A 17857-nucleotide genomic window follows, 5' to 3' on the forward strand; every position below is an offset into this window, starting at 1 on the left:
ATTAATCCTTGCTTTCGTCGATCATGGCTTTCGTAAAATCTTGAATTTCCTTGGAAATGTTTTTAGCAAGAAGTTTCGTTTGTTGAGCAAAAGCACGAGTGTGTTGTTTAGAATTTTTTAATAATGTTTTTCCTTTCTTAGTTCCTGAAGTTTTTACTCTTAATAATTTTTTTCTTAATTGCTCGCCACTTTTTGGTGTAAATAGACAGGTGAGCAATGTAGCAATGAAGCCACCGAATATCACTCCACGTAGCCAACGCCAGCGTTTGCAAGGAACTTTCTTTGTAGATTTGTAGTTTCTGAACATAGCTATTCCCCTCCAAATAAAGAATTTAATCTTTTTTACGAAATATGCCCCAAAGAATTAGAGCCGAAGCTATCCACTTCATCCATCGGAAGATTTTTTTCATACAATTGCTACTCGTGTCGTCATTTCTAAAACATTCTTCAATATCTTGAGATAATCGTTGGTTTTTTTTGCGTAACCAGTGGGCAATAAGTTTTCTACATAGCAGGAGGGGAGCTAAAATTTTGGATTCGAAGCCTAAAATTGTAGTTATCTTACTCACGTTTTTCAGAATCTTATTTAGCCTGTATAAAAAGCTAATCACGAAAATAATTGCTGTTATCATACACGTAGAGAGTAGGATACAGCAGATAATTAAAGATCCTGAAAGGCAATTGTTCATGTTAAGTGAATAACATTTGTTTTTTTTATTATTTATTTCACTTATTATTTTCTGTTTATTTTCAAATAAATTAAAGATAATACTTTTTGAAAGTGCTATAAAATCAGGAGAAATACACGGCTTTTTATTTCCCTTGAGAAGCAAGAGTTTAAGAATTAGTAGTATGGTGAGGTCTTTCTCTGCTTAGGAAACTTCTTCCAAGGCTCTTATAGATTGGTCGGGGAAGACAATTTCTTTTCTCATAAGGAATACCCCGAATAAATTGAAACAGAGGAGGAGAGCTCCCGAAATTGACATTGTGAGCAGAGCTATATTTTGAGAAAGAAAGCAAAATAGAGGAAGAATGGCTGCTCCGTAAAACATATAGATTTTTTCTCCAGAATTGCCGTACAAAAACTTGGCACACTTTTTCCCTACGAGGAAGTAAGAGATAATTGTTGTATATCCAGTAACAAAAAAGAAAGTGGGTAAAAAGAATTTTACCAGAGGGAAATAGGTAGATAGAGCATGTTCAACAGCTTGGGAAGCATTTCCAAAACCCTGGGACCAGGATCCGGAGGCTAGGACCATGAGAAGGCTCAAGGTACAAATTAGGTTGTCAACAGCAATCCCAATAATGCTTAATTGAGCTTGAATTCTTGGATCTTTTACAGAGCTCTCACTTTGGATAATGGAATCGAATCCAATGCCGATGTCCCCGGAATAAGCAGCACGAGAAATACCCTGATGTATTGTTGTTGCCAATGTGCAGCCGGCAAACCCTCCGATAGCTCCATGTCCTGTAAATGCTGAGGAAAATACGGAAGCAAATAAGGAAGGGAGATGGTGATATTCTTTAATAAGTATGTAGAGAGATAGACCGCAATAGATGATGAGGAAAAAGGGTAGCACAAAAGAGCAAATTTTCCCCACACGCTGTAATCCCCCTTTTACGGCGTAAAGAACGAGAAAAAGCAAACCAAAAATAGTAAAGAGTTTAGGAAGATTCCAGCAATGAGATAAGCTGTCTGCAATGACAGAAAATTGATAGATTTCTACACCATAGATACAAAGGAGCACAGCTACGATACTGGGGATAATCCGCATTCCATAAGCTTTATCTAGAAAGTACATGGGGCCGCCTTGATAGACCCCATCCTTATCTATCTTGCGAAATTTGATTCCGAGATAGACTTCAGCATATTTGACTATAGAACCAAATATTCCTGCTATCCATACCCAAAATAAAGCCCCTGGGCCGCCAATGCAAACAGCAGTAGCAATTCCCACAACATTACCGATTCCTATATTTCCTCCTGCAGAGGCAAAAAATACTTTTAAGGGATGTACTCCTTTTCCTTCAGAAGTTGTATTAGAGAAACTCTGAGAGTATTGGCGAAACACCCTGCAGAATTGTAAAAATTGTGTAAATTGGGAAAAACGAGATTTCCACGAAAATCCTATACCGAGGCACAGAATCATGAGAAAAGCTATAGAAGACCAGAAGAAGTCATCAAGGGTGCTGAGTAAGGATAGGAAGGGATTCATAAACATTAAAGTTAAATAAATCAAGTATGTCAGAGAACACTACTATTATCTTTATTTTTCCTTTTGTTTAGTAGAACAAAAAGTTCCACAATGAAAATTAATGTTCCTAGAGAGATAAAAATGTCTGCGAAATTGAATACGGGGGAGAGCCACTCTTTATAGCCTATGGAGATAAAATCTACAACATGTCTGTAGAATAGGGTGTCTCCAAGGTTACCTATGGCTCCTGAACAGAGAAGAATAAGCGCACAGCGGAGAGCAGGGAAAATTTTTTTTTTAAGAAGAAGGTAGCCGAGCAGAACTATAATAATAGCTGCGCGCATAGCAAATAAAGAAACTTTATATTGAGAGAAGAGGCCGAATGCCGCTCCTTCATTATAAAAAGGGCTGATCCAAATAAAAAATTTACCCCAACTATACTCGCATAGTAGGGGGTAACAAACGAAGTTGCTCTTTTTTTGTAATATAACAGCAAGTTTGGTCCCCCAATCGATAAGGACTAGAAAAGAAATCATAAGGAGAGTGGGGTAAGAGCGATTAGACATGGATTAATTTCCGTAAAGCAAACCTTTTTCAAATTGTGATTGCGCTTTAACAGTCATCGTAGCGTAGGGAATAGCCATAAGGCGTGCTAAAGGAATTTCTTCCCCACTGACATCACAAATTCCGTAGGAAGCTTCCTCAATTTTTTCCAAAGCACGATTAATTTGACGCAATAATTCATACTCTTTGGTAGTTACTTCTAAGCTGATGGTACGATCAAAAGTATCTGTTCCTTGGTCGGCCTGGTGTTGAGAATATCCGGTAGCTTCATTGGGTTTTTTTACTTCTTGCGCGTTGCCTTCTAGAGTATGAGAAAGTTTAGACTTCATTTCTAAGAGTCTTTGTTTAAAATTAGCTATTTCGTCCTCAGACAAGGGCATGGTATTTTCTCCTTAACCTTAAAATACTACTATTTTTCCATATCCGGAGTTGCAGATAGCAGAACTTCCATTAATTCGCCAACATCTTTAAATCTCCTATAGACACAAGCAAATCTAATATAAGCAATCATATCTGCCTTTTTTAGATATTTCATTACTAGTTCGCCTATTTCTTTGGTAGAGATTTCCCTATTTTGTTTTCCCAATAGTTCTGATTTTACATTAGCGGCAATTGCGTGCACTTGATCTTGTCCTATACGTGTATGACTAGAGGCCGCATTGAGCCCATTAATAAGCTTGGATTCCTGAAAGTTTTCATACCGGCCATCACGTTTTAAAACTTGTAGTGTTAGCTCTACAGTTTCAAAAGTAGTAAATCTTTGTCCGCAATTTAAACATTCTCGGCGACGCTTAATTGCATTGGCTTCTGGAGCATTTCTTGAATCGATAACTTTTAACTCCCCGTGATTGCAAAAAGGACACTGCATGGGAGCTACCTCCTTAGGTTAAGGCAGTCTAAGAAAGTAAAAAACCTTAAGCTAAAATAAACGTATACAAGTATAAGTTGCAAATTTTTTTTCTTAATTCATTGAAAATAGGATTCGCGTCAGGCAGTGAAAACGAGATAAGTTCCGCTTTTTTTGTTAAATACGTTACTTTATAGGAAGAATGTTTTATTGTAAACGCCTAGTTATTAGGATTGATATATGTTTTCTGGGATTGTTCAAGAACTAGGAACGGTTGCTGCCATCCAAACTAAATACAAGAATCATGAATTATCTCTGGCAATCTGTTGCTCTCCTCAGTGTGTTACGGGGCTGCAGATTGGGTACAGTGTGGCTATTGATGGGGTGTGTCTCACTGTCGTAGATTATGATCTCTCTGGAAAAATGTTTTTTGATATTATTCCCGAGACTCTAGAGTGTACAACTTTGGGAGAGTACAAAGTTGGAAGAGGTGTAAATATTGAGCGTTCTTTGAAGTCTGGTGATGAGATTGGAGGCCACATGGTTTCGGGACATGTTTGTGGTGTTGCAGAAATTATCTGCATAGAAAAAAATCGTTACGATTTTCATGTCCCCCATGCTCTAGCCTATTATTTATTTTCTAAGGGATTTGTTGCTATAGACGGGATTAGTTTGACTATTTCTGCTGTAGATGGAGATAGGATGTCTATTGGATTAATTCCTGAAACGCTTTCTCGAACAACTTTAGGATATAAACGAGAAAGAGATAGAGTGAATATTGAACCTGATATGTCAGTGAAAACTCAGGTAGATGCATTACGACGCCTGCATTGTACCCAATAAGATGTGCGTATGGATTATACGTTATTAGACAGTGGAGAAGGGAAGAAATTAGAACGTTTTGGTTCTGTAACTCTTATTCGACCTTCTTGTGTAGCTATTTGGCCTAAAAGTTCCCCAGATTTATGGAAAGACGCTTGTGCTGAGTATAGGCGTAGAGGGGAAGATGGGCAGTGGTATTCTTTACATACTTCAGTTCCTAAAGAATGGCGTATTTCTTTAAGAGGCATAGATTGTACTTTAAAACCGACTTCTTTTGGCCATTTGGGTATTTTCCCTGAGCATAGCAACTTTTGGTCAGGGTTAGAAGCAGCAATAAACAATTGTGAGAAGTGCTGTGTTCTTAACCTTTTTGCTTATACGGGATCTACATCGATTTTTGCTTCTAAATGCGGGGCCACTGTTTATCATGTCGATTCTTCAAAGTCAGCAATCAAATGGGCTCAAAAGAATGTGGAAAATAACTCTCTTCCAGAAAAAAGAATTTTTTGGGTTATAGAGGATGTCTTTGCTTTTTTAAAAAGAGAGATACGTAGAAAGAAAAAGTATGATATGATTTTGTTGGATCCTCCGAGCTATGGCAGGGGGACTCGAGGAGAAACTTTTAAGATAGATCGTGATCTCTTCGATTTACTAGTTTTGTGTTCGCATTTACTTTCATCCCGGTGTTCATACGTTTTGCTTACTTCGCATACTCCTGGGCATACTCCAGCATTATTATATAATTTGGTTAAACGGGCCTTACCTTTAGATAGCACACGGTGGAAGGTAGGGGAGAGTTTTTGTGGTTCAGGAGATCAAGTGTTGCCTTCAGGAGTATTTGCTCAATGGAGTTTATAGGGAAAAATAACCCTAAGATTAAGGAAGCTCTCGCATTAAGAAGGAATCATTCAAGAAAAGGAGATTGGTTTCTTTTAGAGGGGTTTCGGGAAATTCAAAAAGCATTAGACGCAGGATACGAGTGCTTACGTATTTTCTGTAGTGAAACTATTTTAGGAAAAGAACAACAGTTTTTCAATCAACTACGGGAATCTAAATTAGAGACGTTTTCTTGTGACGAGGCTACTTTAGCAAAGTTATCTTATAAAGAGCATGGCGATCATTTTGTCGCTGTAATGAAAAAGCGGTGGTGGTCTAAAGAGAAGTTCTTAAATGCAAAGAAGAACTCTATTCCATTTTATATAATTGTTGAACAGGTAGAAAAACCTGGGAACTTGGGATCTATTTTAAGGATCGCAGACGGAGCGGGTGTTGATGGAGTCATTTTATGTGATCCTGTCGTAGATCTCTATAACCCCAATAGTATTCGTTCTTCTTTAGGTACTGTCTTTTCTCTTCCTATTTGGTCCGCTCCTCTAGAGGAAATATTGCAAACTATTTCTAAAGAGCGATGGAAAATATTCGTTACTTCTCCGCAAGCACCTACTCTTTATTTTTACGAAAATTATCAACAACCCCTCGCCTTTGTGTTTGGTTCAGAAAAAGATGGGGTATCCCTGCCATGGTTGAACGGAGATTTTACTCAAATTACTCTTCCTATGCTAGGACAAGCAGATTCTTTGAATTTATCTACTGCTGTTTCTGCCGTTGTTTATGAAGCTGTTCGGCAGCGTCGGGGATCCATTCTTTAAGATATTTTTAGTTATCGAATCATATAAATTTATTGTACACGTATTATTTGATTATTTGCTGTTTATGCAAAGGGTTAATTAGAAAATTATATAGTTATATAAAAAATTTTAATTTCTATGTGTAAACTTGATTTTTAATGTTTTTTATGAGATGCTCTCTTTTCTTAAAGATACGGCGAATGATTGTGTCTTTCAAAATAACGTGATTTTGTTGTCCGATTGATCCGTGAGAGTACCCTATAGCGAAGTTCGATGAAAAGACGTTTCCCATCGCCATTTTTTATTTTGTTTCGTCGTTTAACTGCGGCAATAAGTTTCGGGAGGGTCCTAAGTTGGGGGTGGTTAGGAAAAATCTTATCCACGGCCTTTTCTTTCGTTGTTACAGTGCGGCATAAGTTATTTTACTCATCTCCCTACCGCGTATCGTCCCTAGTAGTTAGTGTAGGGAATGTAGTTCTTGGTGGTTCAGGGAAGACACCTACCGTATTATGGTTGGCGGAGGCTCTGCAAGCACGAGGGTACTCATGTGCTGTTCTGTCTCGAGGGTATAAGAGTAGATGTAGTCGACAAAGAAAGCTAACTATAGTTGATCCCCTAGTACATGACGCTACTTATGTGGGGGACGAGCCCCTGCTAGTTGCTAAGAAACTTCCTTCGGGGACAGTTTTTATTCATAAGGATCGTAGGATTTCAGCACAGCAAGCAGAGAAGGATTTTGATATTTTAATTTTAGATGATGGCTTTCAAAATCGTCGTCTACACAAGGACATGGAACTAGTCGTAGTGAATGGCCAAGACCCTTTAGGAGGGGGAGAGTTCTTCCCTAGAGGAAGATTAAGAGATTCTCTTAAGAGATTGAAAGACGCAGATTTTATTGTTGTGAATGGTAGTTGTTCTAGCGAAGATCGGCAGAAATTAAGTTCTTGGTGTTGCGCACCAAGAATTTATGTGGAACCTCGTATTTCTCAAGTGGTTTGGGAGCCGAGTGGGGTAGATCTACCGGTACAAGACCTTCGTGGACTTGCTGTTGGTGTTTTTTGCGGTTTAGGATTTCCTCGGGGATTTCTTGACATGTTAAAAAATTCTGGAGTGAAGGTATTGGGTACATATTTATTGCCCGATCATGCGGGAATAACAAAGAAAGAATTGCACTTTTTTTGTGCTAAAATGGCAATGCGTCAAGCGCAAGGAATATTATATACGGAAAAAGATGGGGAGAAGCTGGGAGCTAATGTATATGAACCTGGAATGCTTCCTTTGGGGAAAGTATGTATGCAATTTTCCTTTATAGACAGTGAGGAAACAACTCTTTCCTTACTAAATCAAATTGATCAACTATACAATAGTAAGAAGTAAGAGGTAACTAGTGAAACTATGGATGAAAATCTTTATAGGATTGTTTGTTGGGGTTACCGTAGGTTTAGTTTTACAAGATAAAGCGATTTTTTTTAAGCCTATAGGAGACATTTTTCTAAACCTTCTGAGCATGGTGGTTTATCCCCTAGTATTTTGCTCGATGATTTTAGGAATTGCTTCCATTAGTGATATGAAAAAGCTAGGGCGTATTGGAGTCAAAAGTGTCGCTCTATACCTAGGGACTACGTGTTTAGCTATTATTATTGGTTTATGTTTTGCTAAATTTTTCAACCCCGGGGAAGGATGTGATCTCTCACACGACGTTCTTGAGACTTTATCTGAGTCGCCTAAAAAAGATAGTGCATATTTTTTATCTTTGATTTCTCAAGTATTTCCTTCGAATCCTATCTCTTCTTTTGCTGAAGGAAATATTTTGCAAATCATTGTTTTTGCAATTTTCTTAGGCATTGCGATGAGATTGTCTGGGGAACAAGGCCGTCCTATTGCCAAGATTGTAGAGAGTTTTTATGAAATCATGTTGTGTATGATCAATATGATTATGGCATTTGCTCCCTATGGTGTGGGAGCAAGTATGGCTTGGATTGCTGGGAATCACGGTTTAGTTATTCTCTGGCAGTTAGGGAAGTTTATTTTAGCCTATTATTTGGCATGTTTCTTTCATGCAGCGATAGTTTTTGGAGGCATTATTCGTTTAGGGTGTAGAAAGTCTTTCTCGCAATTCCTGTCTGCCATGATGGACGCTATCTCTTGTGCGATATCTACATCAAGTAGTTCAGCAACACTTCCAGTAACTATGCGCTGTGTTTCACAAAATCTTGGGGTATCTTCAGAGGTTTCCGGTTTTGTATTGCCTCTAGGAGCTACTGTGAATATGAACGGTACTGCTATATTCCAGGGCATGGCTGCTGTGTTTATTGCACAGGCATATCACTGTCCTTTACCTTGGAGTAGCTTGTTGCTTATTGTCCTTGCCGCTACTTTCTCTGCAGTGGGTAGTGCTGGGGTCCCTGGAGGAGGAATGATCACCTTAGGATCTGTTTTAGCTTCTGTAGGTCTTCCCATTCAAGGGATAGCTATTTTAACAGGAATTGATAGATTACGAGACATCATAGGGACCCCAATGAACATTCTGGGTGATGCTGTAGTAGCTGTTTATGTTGCTTCTAGGGAAGGAGAGTTATCTACCTCCTTACAAGAGACAGAAAGAACTATAGAAAAAAGTACAGAAGTGGTTTAGGGTGAGTTATCTATGTTTGAATTTCGCTTTCCAAAGATAGGAGAGACTTCGTCTGGAGGATTCGTAGTTCGTTGGTTAAAGCAGCTTGGGGAGTATGTAGCTAAAGACGAGCCTTTGATAGAAGTATCTACGGATAAAATTGCCACAGAATTGTCTTCCCCTCAGGCAGGAAAACTTTCCCGTATTTTAGTAAATGAAGGGGATGAAGTTGCCTCTGGAGAAGTCTTAGCTTTGATAGATACAGAAGTTGGTGCTTTAGGGAAAGATCCCCAACCAGCTTCTTCTCTATCTTCTGAGAATTTAGAGAATTCATCATGGTTATCTCCTGCAGTATTAAGCCTAGCACGTCGAGAAGGCATTACTATGCAGCAGCTACAGGAAATTGTAGGCACAGGTAGCAATGGGCGTATTACTCGCAAAGATGTGGAAGCCTATATTTGTGAAACGAGAGATCTTTCTTGTAACAACTCTTCGAAGAATATTAATGAAAATCGTATTCCTATGTCGCCGTTAAGGAGAGCCCTTGCCTCTTCTTTATCTAAGTCTTCGGACGAGGTCCCTCACGCTTCTCTTGTGGTTGATGTTGACGTTACGGATTTAATGAATTTAATTACTGAGGAAAAAGATCGATTTTTTGCTGCTCATGGTGTGAAGCTAACAATTACAAGTTTCATTATTCAATGTTTGGCTAAGGCTTTGGAACAATTTCCTCTTCTTAATGGGTCTCTAGATGGGGATACGATTGTTGTCAAAAAATCGATAAATGTCGGGGTTGCTGTTAATCTAAATAAAGAAGGCGTAGTTGTTCCTGTTATATGCAATTGTCAGGAACGAGGTTTAGTTAGTATTGCAAAAGCGTTAGCAGATCTTTCAACACGAGCTCGAGCAAATAAGCTAGATCCTTCAGAAACCCGAGATGGGAGTGTTACAGTAACAAATTTTGGCATGACGGGTGCTTTGATAGGTATGCCGATTATTCGTTATCCCGAAGTGGCAATTTTAGGTATAGGTACAATACAAAAACGTGTTATTGTACGAGACGATGATTCTTTGATGATTAGGAAAATGGTTTACGTTACGCTTACCTTTGATCATCGAGTGTTGGATGGTATTTACGGCAGTGAGTTTTTAACCTCATTGAAAAATCGATTAGAGTCTGTTACCATGAGCTAACACATTACAATTTTCAAAGGATAGTAAGGATGAGTTCTCCTGGGGTTGCCATCGATTTGTGTCAAGATATTGTCAATAAACAGCAGGAAGCTCTTCAGCGTTTCTTCAGTTCCTTTCAATGTAAGGATACCTGGTTATTCGCACAAAAAATATTACAACATCGTGGAGCAATATTTTTCTCTGGTGTGGGAAAAAGTGGTTGTGTCGCAAGAAAAGTCGTAGCTACTCTCCAGTCCTGTGGGGAGAGAGCTTTTTTCTTTTCTTCAGGAGACCTCTTACACGGAGATTTGGGAGTCATTCATCCTGGGGATATTGTCTGTTTATTTTCTAAAAGCGGAGAAACTCAAGAACTACTAAAAGGCATTCCTCATTTAAAAGAACGAGGAGTGTTCCTGGTTGCTGTTACTTCTGCAGAGTATTCGAATCTATCTATTCTCTGTGATCATACGGTTATGCTGCCTAAGATTGAAGAATTAGATCCTTTTGATCTTATTCCTACGACTTCTACGGTCTGTCAGATGTTGTTTGGTGACCTTCTAGCAATTACTTTATTACGTAGCCGAGGAGTTTCTCTTTCGGATTATGGAAAGAATCATCCTAGTGGTCAAATTGGTTTAAAGGCTGCGGGGAAGGTTCGTGAATATATGTTCCCTAAAACTGAGGTCCCCTTTTGCTTCCCAGAGGACACAGTAAATAATTCTTTGGATATTTTTTCTTCTTATGGATTTGGATGTGTCTGTGTTGTAAATCATCAATATGAAATTCTTGGTGTATTTACAGATGGAGATTTGCGAAGAGCATTAACTCATTTTGGTGGAAACATTTTATTTCAGAAACTAGAAGATGTAATGACGCCTAATCCTAAGGTCATTAGTGAAGATGCTGATGTGATCTATGGATTGCAAATGATGGAAATGGGGAATCCTGTAACTATTCTTCCTGTTGTAGATGCTCAAAAACAAAAACGTGTTGTGGGACTGCTACACATGCATACTTTAGCAAAAGCTGGGCTTATCTAAAATTTTAAGAAAATGTCGGAAGAGAGGGTAAGCCGGATTCTGTCTACAGGAGGAAATTACTCCCCCTGTGGGCAACCATTCATCTAGGAGGTATATTACTATATCTCTCAAGCGATTGTGAAAAAGTTTGTAAAAGGAAATATCCTTTTACTTTGCAGAAACAAAAAACTCTTTCTCTTGCTTCAGATAGGGTTTGCATGTCTATTAAGTCGCCTTAATAGCTCCTACTCCTTAAGTAGGAATTTTCAGCCTGTCTATAAAATTGAAAAACTTTATAGCGGAATGTTTTCTGTTGCACTTTCCGTAGCCTTACGACTCCTGGGCTTTCTCCAGTATCTTTTCTTATGAAGTCCAGACTTTCCTCTATTCATGAGTTTTCTAACATAAGAAGTTAGAAATATAAACAGCGGTTGCCTTTCTCTTCCGACGAAACTTGTTTAAACGGCAGCACGACGACGGCGACGTTTTACAGAGGAATCTTCTGAGACAAGAGTCTCTGGTTCTCTCCAATATAAAACTCGAGAGCAGTGCTCGCAAAAAATTAAACGATCTTTCTTACGTACTAAATTTTCATGTTGAGGTGTTAATACAATATGACAACCACTACACACACGATTTTCAATTGGGACAATGACCCTATCTTTTTTATTGTTTAGCAGGCGCTCATAAATAAGAAACATTTCTGGATCTGTAGCTTCTTTTAAAGCACTACGTTGCTTTAAAAGAGCTTGTCCTTCTTCATTAATTTTTTTAATGCTTTCGCAAATTTCTTTTTCAATAGCTAAACTGCTACTTTCTGTAGAAGTGAGACTTTCTTTTAATGAAACAATAAGATCTTCACTACCTGCTTGTTTATCCATAAGATCGCTAAGTTGATGCTCTAAAGCACGTCGCTCTTTATTGGCTGCCGTCATCTCTTGAGTAAGAGCATTAAACTCATCCATTTTTTCACAGCAGCCTGCTGGTTCTCTAACTTATTAATTTGTTCAGAGATCTCCTGAATTCGATTTTCACCCTGTTTAATTTGGTTCTTTAAATTTTCCATCTCTAATTCTTTTTCTCGAACTTTATGGCGAATATCCGCTTTTAGAGATTGAACTTTAGCTAACTCTTTTTGATGTTCTTTTTTGACTCGTGTTAAACGAATCATTTTAATATCCAGCTCTTGAATGGCTAAAATATTTTGAAGGGCTTCATGCATGAAAATTATTCCTTGCTTGGTGACTCCTAAAAACGCCAATGAGAAATCATGGAATTTAGGAATGAATTCTTCTAAAGAAGAAAGCAAGTTTACCCTTTTTTTAGCAAGAAGTAAAGAACGTTTTTCTAAGGAAAATAAATTATAGCATAATGGGTTGGAGTAAAATCGTTACAGTATTTTTCATTTTCTAGTAAGTATAAGATTTTTTATTTGGGTTTATTGATTAGTGGTTAGATAAGCACATCCGTGATGATTTCTCTTATTTTTGTCTTGATTTGAGTGAGAAGATAGATCTTTATCCTTCCATAGATTAGGAATTCTATTTATTCATATTGCTATCCAAAAGCCTTATTAAATGCCTCGATTAGAAACACTGAAAAAGGGGTCCTGCAGAATTACTAATAATTTTTTAGAAATTGGATATCTCAGTGCTGCAGATTGAACAGCTTCAACAAGGGCCTTTTTACATAGATTTTGGCATTCTAGAGGACACGTATAGTCTTTCCCTGGCTTTGGGAAAAATGATCGAGCATCTAATTCATAGACTGAGGAGAATAGAGGAAGAGAGATTACGGAACATCCTTGTTTTATCGCTTCATCAATACATTTACCATAGGTAATCAAAGCACGTTCATAGTACTTATTTTTTACTTCTTGGTCATCTCCATAGAAATCTTCTATCTTAGGACCTCGAGCATGCCCAAGGTGGGTTGGGATAGTTTGTTTAAGGGGGGCAGGTAAGTCGGGAACTTCGTTTACAGACAATTGGCAGGTGCGGACTTCGGTAGGCGAGAAGGGTGTTGGTGTTAAAGAATTGTCAGTATATTGACATGCGCGCAACTCATTAGTTTTATGATAACGAGTAAAAGCAGCAAAGAGAGCTCCCCCTTGATTTGTTCCGATAAGCTTAATGGTGTTATCATCATTATTGTCTACAGCGTTAAATAGGATACTATGGTGAGGGGCACTTCCGCGATGTTTCCAGGTTTTAGGAATAGCTAACAATGGTAGCTGGAATGGTGGGGCTGGATCCTCCTGGATCATAAGTTTTATCCCAGGATTGGCTTTACTTTGATAACAAGATACCTTTGTTCGTCTAGACGGAGTAAATTGTGCAGATACTGCATGGCCGGGAAGTTGTCTGAAGTATAGATCTAATGATTCTAGCCAATTTCCATCTGCGTTTTTTGTTAAGTTTATGTAAGCAAGTATAGCGACGCTAGCAAATAACACTGAGGCTATGAGTAAACTAAGAAATATGGGGGATCCCAAAGTAGCTGTTAAGGTTATTCCTGCAATACCCACACCTATAGCTAGTGTAGAGAGGAGGGAAACAATAGCTACTTTTAGTATTTTTTGATTTCTCTGAACGGCAAGCTCTTCCTTAGAGAACATTGCGACAGAGTTTGAGCCCGTACTGGTAATTTGTGAGGGTAAGATAGGATTCGTCATAATAATAATTTTTTATAATTTCATTACTTAATTATATCACTAATTTATTTTTATTTAACATCAATTAGGCAAAGTTATTATCTACAAAATTATATTTTATAACTTCGAAAGAATAGGATTCGCGAGTTAGGTAGGTTTTCTGGGGATACAGAGCTGTTATCTTTCTTAGTGTCAATTGTATAGGGACAAGAAATGTATAGGAACAAGAAAGTGTGGGGGAGTAGCAGAAATAAGGGGTAACAGTTTACAGTAATAACTCCTCAAAGATTAGTATCGTTAGGAAGGAAACAACACAGCAACAGAAGAAGGAGAAAAATTTTCCTTAATTCTTGAGTTAGGGTACCTTCGGCGAATAGCAGATTAGGAAGATCCTCATGAGGAGAGGGAGAGGATAAAACCACGACAAAACAATATTAAATTAGCTCATGAGACTAAAATTCTATTTGAATTAAACTTTTTTTTCAGGAGCTTTGTCTCTGTCTGCATTGGTGAGTAGATATACTTGAGAGTTAGAAGTTTTCTGAAATTCTTGGAGGGTGATAGGGCCCAAACACCAGTAGATTTTGTTAGGGAATCTAGAGAATAGTTTAGTATAAGCACGGACCCCCGAGGGACTAGTAAAAATAATATTTTTATAGGGGGAAAAAATAGAAGGATCTAGGTCGCGTGGTCGGACTGTGTAATGAGAATAAGCAAAAAATTGTTTGTTTTCCCTAGTTAAAAAATCTGTAATTACTGGACGGGAGAAAGAAGAGTGTGGATATAAGATCCGTGTATTGTCTGTTAAGGGAAGAATTAGGGGAAGAATACCCTCACTAGTTTCTGTCGTCGCAAGGGAATAGTGTGCACGAGGTAGGAAATCAAGGAGACGTTTTAGGGTGACTTTTCCTATACATAAGTAGTGTAAATTTCTTAGGTATTGTTTGTGCTTTTTCATTCTTGCAAAGAAAAGGGATGTTGAGGAGGGACTAGAAAGTACAATATGAGACGTACGTTTTAGGTAATGAGTGGCTTGACGTATTTGAGGAGAGCTTTTGGCATAGGGGACGAGTTTTAAGATAGGGATGTAGTCAGCATGGTATTGTTTTGCTGTTTGTGAATTGAGTCCTAAATATGCAGTTTTTGTCTCGCAGAAGCGCTTATATATTTGAGGATGCATATCTTTCCTTTTTTCATAAAGAGGTATAACAGGTTTTTTACTATTTTATTTACTTGAAAGTGCGTTTTTCTCACTGCCTAATTTGGGTAAGGAGCGGATTGACTTTTTTCGATACGCTAGCTAGGATGTCTTTTTTAGATCTGGGATTTTTCTCTAAGAAAAATTGCGCTAGTCCCCAGGGGTACTTGGGTGAAGGAATGCATTTAATTTTTTTCCGTTCAGTTGTTATAGGATTCAGTAATGTCATCGTTGTTGCATAAGTTTTTAGAGAACACAGGGAAACGTAGTCAAGATCTTGCTAGTACAGCTTATTTAGCTGCGTTGGATCACCTTATACATTCTTTCCCTTCCATAGGAAAAAGTATTATTAATGAGTTGAAGAGTCAGCGTTCTTGTTTGAAGATGATCGCTTCTGAAAATTATTCTTCATTATCCGTACAGCTGGCGATGGGGAATTTATTAACGGATAAGTACTGTGAAGGTAGTCCTTTTAAGCGTTTCTATTCGTGTTGCGAAAATGTAGATGCAATTGAGTGGGAGTGTGTAGAAACAGCGAAGGAATTATTTGGGGCAGAAAGTGTTTGTGTACAGCCTCATTCTGGGGCCGATGCTAATTTATTAGCTATGATGGCAATTATTACGCATAAGATTCAAGGGCCTGCTGTTAATCGTTTAGGCTATAAAAACATTAATGATCTTACTGAAAAAGAATATGTAGAGCTAAGGAATGAAATCGGATCTCATGTTTGTTTAGGCCCCTCACTAAATTCTGGTGGACATCTCACACATGGAACAGTGCGTTTGAATATTATGTCTAAATTAATGCGCTGTTTACCTTATGAGGTGAATCGTAAGACGGAACGTTTTGATTATGCAGAGATTGCACGTTTAGTACGCACACATAAACCAACTATTTTAATAGCTGGTTATTCTTCCTATTCTCGGAGATTAAATTTTTCTACTTTAAAACAGATTGCAGATGATAGTGGAGCTATATTATGGGTCGATATGGCGCATTTTGCAGGATTAGTAGCTGGAGGGGTATTTGTTGAAGAGGAAAATCCCATTCCATTTGCGGATATTGTTACAACAACTACGCACAAGACATTACGAGGACCCAGGGGAGGAATAGTATTAGCGTCTAAAGAATATGAAGGTATGCTGAATCGTTCATGCCCTCTTATGATGGGTGGACCGTTGCCTCATATGATTGCCGCCAAAGCAATTGCATTAAAGGAAGCATTGACAGTAGATTTTAAAAAGTATGCTCACCAGGTTGTTGATAACGCGCGCTTATTAGCAGAGCATTTTCAAAAACAAGGTCTACGTATCCTCACTGGGGGCACAGATAATCACATGGTGATTATTGATTTAAGTTCTCTGGGTATTTCTGGAAAGCTAGCTGAGGATGTTTTGAGTTCTTTAGGTATTGCTGTGAATCGTAATACTATACCATCAGATTCACCTGGGAAATGGGAAACTTCAGGTATACGTTTAGGAACAGCAGCTTTAACTACTCTCGGTATGGGAAGTAGTGAAATGGAAGAAGTTGCAAATATTATTGTGAAAGTATTGCGAAATATTACTTTGAGACGTAATGCTGATAATAGTTTGAGTAAAAATGAAGAAAAGTTGCCAGATAGTATTGCTCAAGAAGCAAGGGAACGAGTAACTAATTTGTTAACGCGTTTTCCTTTATATCCTGAGATTGATCTGGAAGCTTTAGTTTAGTTGGGAGATATGTTGTTTTATGCCTGATGGGGAAGAAGTCCGTAAATTACAAGACGTTATAGAAAAAAGAATTTTAGAATCCCGTCGGATATTCTTTTCTGAACCTGTAACGGATAAAAGTGCGGCGGAGGCGATTAAAAAATTGTGGTATTTAGAGCTCACTAATCCTGGCCAACCTATTGTCTTAGTTATTAATAGTCCTGGGGGCTCTGTGGATGCAGGATTTGCCGTTTGGGACCAGATAAAGATGCTAACTTCCCCGGTGACCACTGTTGTAACTGGATTGGCTGCATCTATGGGCTCTGTATTGAGTTTATGTGCGTCTCCAGGGCGTCGTTTTGCAACTCCTCATGCACGTATTATGATTCATCAGCCTTCTATAGGGGGACCTATTACGGGACAGGCTACAGATTTAGATATTCATGCACGGGAGATTTTAAAAACGAAAAAACGGATTATTGATGTTTATTTAGAAGCTACAGGCCAATCTAGAGAAGTAATCGAAAAAGCTATTGATCGAGATATGTGGATGACAGCAGACGAGGCTAAAGATTTTGGTTTGTTAGATGGCATCTTGTTCTCTTTTAACGACTTGTAAGCGATTTCTTTATTCTGGGGCAGGGAACCGTTTTATTCTTACTACCGATACCTGCTTAGATCAAGATCATAGCTTCATTTCTATCCTATGCCAAGAGAAACAGGTAGATGGGATACTATATATTCTTCCTTCTTTGTGTTCCGATGCTCGATTGGTAATTTTTAATGCAGATGGCTCGCGTCCTAGTATGTGTGGTAATGGTTTACGCTGTGCTATGGTGCATGTCTCCACTTTAGTATCTAAAAAACGTATTAGTATAGAAACAGATATTGGAGTGTATTCAGGAATAGTATATTCTTCTCAGCGTGTTTTTGTGGATATGACTCTTCCTCAGTGGAATTATTGTTGTCATCAATTATCACATACAGTTCCTGGATTGCCTACAAAGGTATTTTTTATCCATACTGGAGTACCTCATCTTGTAGTTTTTGTTGATAATTTATCAGAAATTCCTGTACATGCTTGGGGGCAATTTTTGCGCTATCATGAAGCTTTCTTTCCTGAAGGTGTGAATGTGAATTTTGTTCAATATTTGAGCAATCGAGAATGTTGTATTCGTACTTATGAACGAGGGTTAGAAAGGGAATCTTTAGCATGTGGCACAGGAGCTACAGCAGTTGCTCTCGTTGTTTCCAAGTGTTATGGGTGGCAGAGAGGTAAGATTGCTATTCGAACCTGGAGTGATGTTATTCTTAAAGTTTTTCTGAATCATGGTCGGGTGTATCTTGAAGGTCCTGTAGAAAAGGAAGGAGAATTTTAACCAACTTTATAAGAGTATTTTTGACTTACGTTTTTAGATCAAAAATAGCTAGAAAGAAATTATATTACTTGTA

Annotated in this window: 18 protein-coding genes, 1 other RNA gene and 1 pseudogene; 11 read left to right on the forward strand and 9 right to left on the reverse strand. The window is 38.2% G+C overall.

Annotation, left to right across the window (positions count from 1 at the left end; all coding sequences use genetic code 11):
• Window position 1: 1 nt before the first annotated feature.
• The 5 genes from RT28_RS00165 to nrdR all read right to left on the reverse strand — a co-directional run bounded on the left by RT28_RS00165 (window position 2) and on the right by nrdR (window position 3627).
• A complete protein-coding gene (locus tag RT28_RS00165) occupies window positions 2-307 on the reverse strand; it encodes a YtxH domain-containing protein (protein ID WP_020355906.1) in 306 nt (101 codons plus the stop codon).
• A gap of 565 nt (window positions 308-872) precedes the next feature.
• Window positions 873-2216, reverse strand: a complete 1344-nt coding sequence (locus RT28_RS00175) for an amino acid carrier protein (RefSeq protein ID WP_020355909.1) — start codon at window positions 2214-2216, stop codon at window positions 873-875.
• A 29-nt stretch (window positions 2217-2245) separates the two neighbouring features.
• Entirely contained in the window at window positions 2246-2761 is a 516-nt protein-coding gene (gene lspA, locus RT28_RS00180) for a signal peptidase II (RefSeq protein WP_038499982.1), read from the reverse strand.
• Between the two features lie 3 nt (window positions 2762-2764).
• Window positions 2765-3139, reverse strand: coding sequence for a TraR/DksA family transcriptional regulator (locus tag RT28_RS00185; RefSeq protein WP_020355911.1), 375 nt, complete (start codon window positions 3137-3139; stop codon window positions 2765-2767).
• A 29-nt stretch (window positions 3140-3168) separates the two neighbouring features.
• On the reverse strand, window positions 3169-3627 hold the full coding sequence (gene nrdR, locus RT28_RS00190; protein ID WP_020355912.1) for a transcriptional regulator NrdR: 459 nt from the start codon (window positions 3625-3627) through the stop codon (window positions 3169-3171).
• Between the two features lie 219 nt (window positions 3628-3846).
• On the opposite strand from nrdR, the gene RT28_RS00195 reads away from it, so the two are divergent.
• The 7 genes from RT28_RS00195 (at window position 3847) to RT28_RS00225 (ending at window position 10883) form a co-directional block, all read left to right on the forward strand.
• Complete coding sequence (locus RT28_RS00195; protein ID WP_038499985.1) at window positions 3847-4449, forward strand: riboflavin synthase; 603 nt, start codon at window positions 3847-3849, stop codon at window positions 4447-4449.
• Window positions 4450-4458: 9 nt separating this feature from the next.
• Window positions 4459-5286 carry an RsmD family RNA methyltransferase gene (locus tag RT28_RS00200; protein ID WP_020355914.1) on the forward strand — a complete coding sequence of 276 codons (828 nt, stop codon included), beginning with the start codon at window positions 4459-4461 and terminating at the stop codon, window positions 5284-5286.
• Window positions 5274-6077 carry an RNA methyltransferase gene (locus tag RT28_RS00205; RefSeq protein WP_020355915.1) on the forward strand — a complete coding sequence of 268 codons (804 nt, stop codon included), beginning with the start codon at window positions 5274-5276 and terminating at the stop codon, window positions 6075-6077. Before RT28_RS00200 ends, RT28_RS00205 begins: the two co-directional genes overlap by 13 nt.
• 252 nt (window positions 6078-6329) lie before the next feature.
• Window positions 6330-7433 (forward strand): tetraacyldisaccharide 4'-kinase, encoded by a 1104-nt coding sequence (gene lpxK, locus RT28_RS00210; RefSeq protein WP_038499988.1) that lies wholly within the window; start codon window positions 6330-6332, stop codon window positions 7431-7433.
• 10 nt (window positions 7434-7443) lie between these two features.
• The gene (locus tag RT28_RS00215) at window positions 7444-8691 is read left to right on the forward strand and encodes a dicarboxylate/amino acid:cation symporter (RefSeq protein ID WP_038499991.1); all 1248 of its coding nucleotides are present in this window, start codon (window positions 7444-7446) and stop codon (window positions 8689-8691) included.
• 12 nt (window positions 8692-8703) lie between these two features.
• A complete protein-coding gene (locus RT28_RS00220) occupies window positions 8704-9864 on the forward strand; it encodes a dihydrolipoamide acetyltransferase family protein (RefSeq protein ID WP_038499994.1) in 1161 nt (386 codons plus the stop codon).
• Window positions 9865-9893: 29 nt separating this feature from the next.
• Entirely contained in the window at window positions 9894-10883 is a 990-nt protein-coding gene (locus RT28_RS00225) for a KpsF/GutQ family sugar-phosphate isomerase (protein ID WP_038499996.1), read from the forward strand.
• A gap of 12 nt (window positions 10884-10895) precedes the next feature.
• Here the strand turns inward: RT28_RS00225 and rnpB are convergent.
• From rnpB to RT28_RS00245, 4 genes and pseudogenes are all read right to left on the reverse strand, one after another.
• Window positions 10896-11309: RNase P RNA component class A (gene rnpB, locus RT28_RS04740), an RNA gene on the reverse strand.
• 11 nt (window positions 11310-11320) lie between these two features.
• A pseudogene (gene cdsZ / locus RT28_RS00235) lies at window positions 11321-12084 on the reverse strand (zinc ribbon domain regulatory protein CdsZ).
• 351 nt (window positions 12085-12435) lie between these two features.
• Window positions 12436-13536, reverse strand: coding sequence for a hypothetical protein (locus RT28_RS00240; RefSeq protein WP_038499999.1), 1101 nt, complete (start codon window positions 13534-13536; stop codon window positions 12436-12438).
• A 448-nt stretch (window positions 13537-13984) separates the two neighbouring features.
• A complete protein-coding gene (locus tag RT28_RS00245) occupies window positions 13985-14695 on the reverse strand; it encodes a uroporphyrinogen-III synthase (RefSeq protein ID WP_038500002.1) in 711 nt (236 codons plus the stop codon).
• A gap of 125 nt (window positions 14696-14820) precedes the next feature.
• Between RT28_RS00245 and RT28_RS05015 the strand changes: the two genes are divergently transcribed.
• Genes RT28_RS05015 through dapF form a run of 4 tightly spaced genes read left to right on the forward strand, consistent with a single transcriptional unit; the run spans window position 14821 to window position 17784 of the window.
• The gene (locus RT28_RS05015) at window positions 14821-14955 is read left to right on the forward strand and encodes a hypothetical protein (protein WP_277140104.1); all 135 of its coding nucleotides are present in this window, start codon (window positions 14821-14823) and stop codon (window positions 14953-14955) included.
• Window positions 14936-16426: a glycine hydroxymethyltransferase gene (locus RT28_RS00250; RefSeq protein ID WP_020355925.1), complete on the forward strand. Its 1491-nt coding sequence runs from the start codon at window positions 14936-14938 to the stop codon at window positions 16424-16426. The genes RT28_RS05015 and RT28_RS00250 overlap by 20 nt, the downstream gene beginning before the upstream one ends.
• Before the next feature lie 19 nt (window positions 16427-16445).
• Complete coding sequence (locus tag RT28_RS00255; RefSeq protein WP_020355926.1) at window positions 16446-17024, forward strand: ATP-dependent Clp protease proteolytic subunit; 579 nt, start codon at window positions 16446-16448, stop codon at window positions 17022-17024.
• On the forward strand, window positions 16993-17784 hold the full coding sequence (gene dapF, locus RT28_RS00260; RefSeq protein WP_038500005.1) for a bifunctional diaminopimelate epimerase/glutamate racemase: 792 nt from the start codon (window positions 16993-16995) through the stop codon (window positions 17782-17784). The genes RT28_RS00255 and dapF overlap by 32 nt, the downstream gene beginning before the upstream one ends.
• Window positions 17785-17857 lie beyond the last annotated feature (73 nt).

Source organism: Chlamydia avium 10DC88 (assembly GCF_000583875.1).
Taxonomy (GTDB): Bacteria; Chlamydiota; Chlamydiia; order Chlamydiales; family Chlamydiaceae; genus Chlamydia; species Chlamydia avium.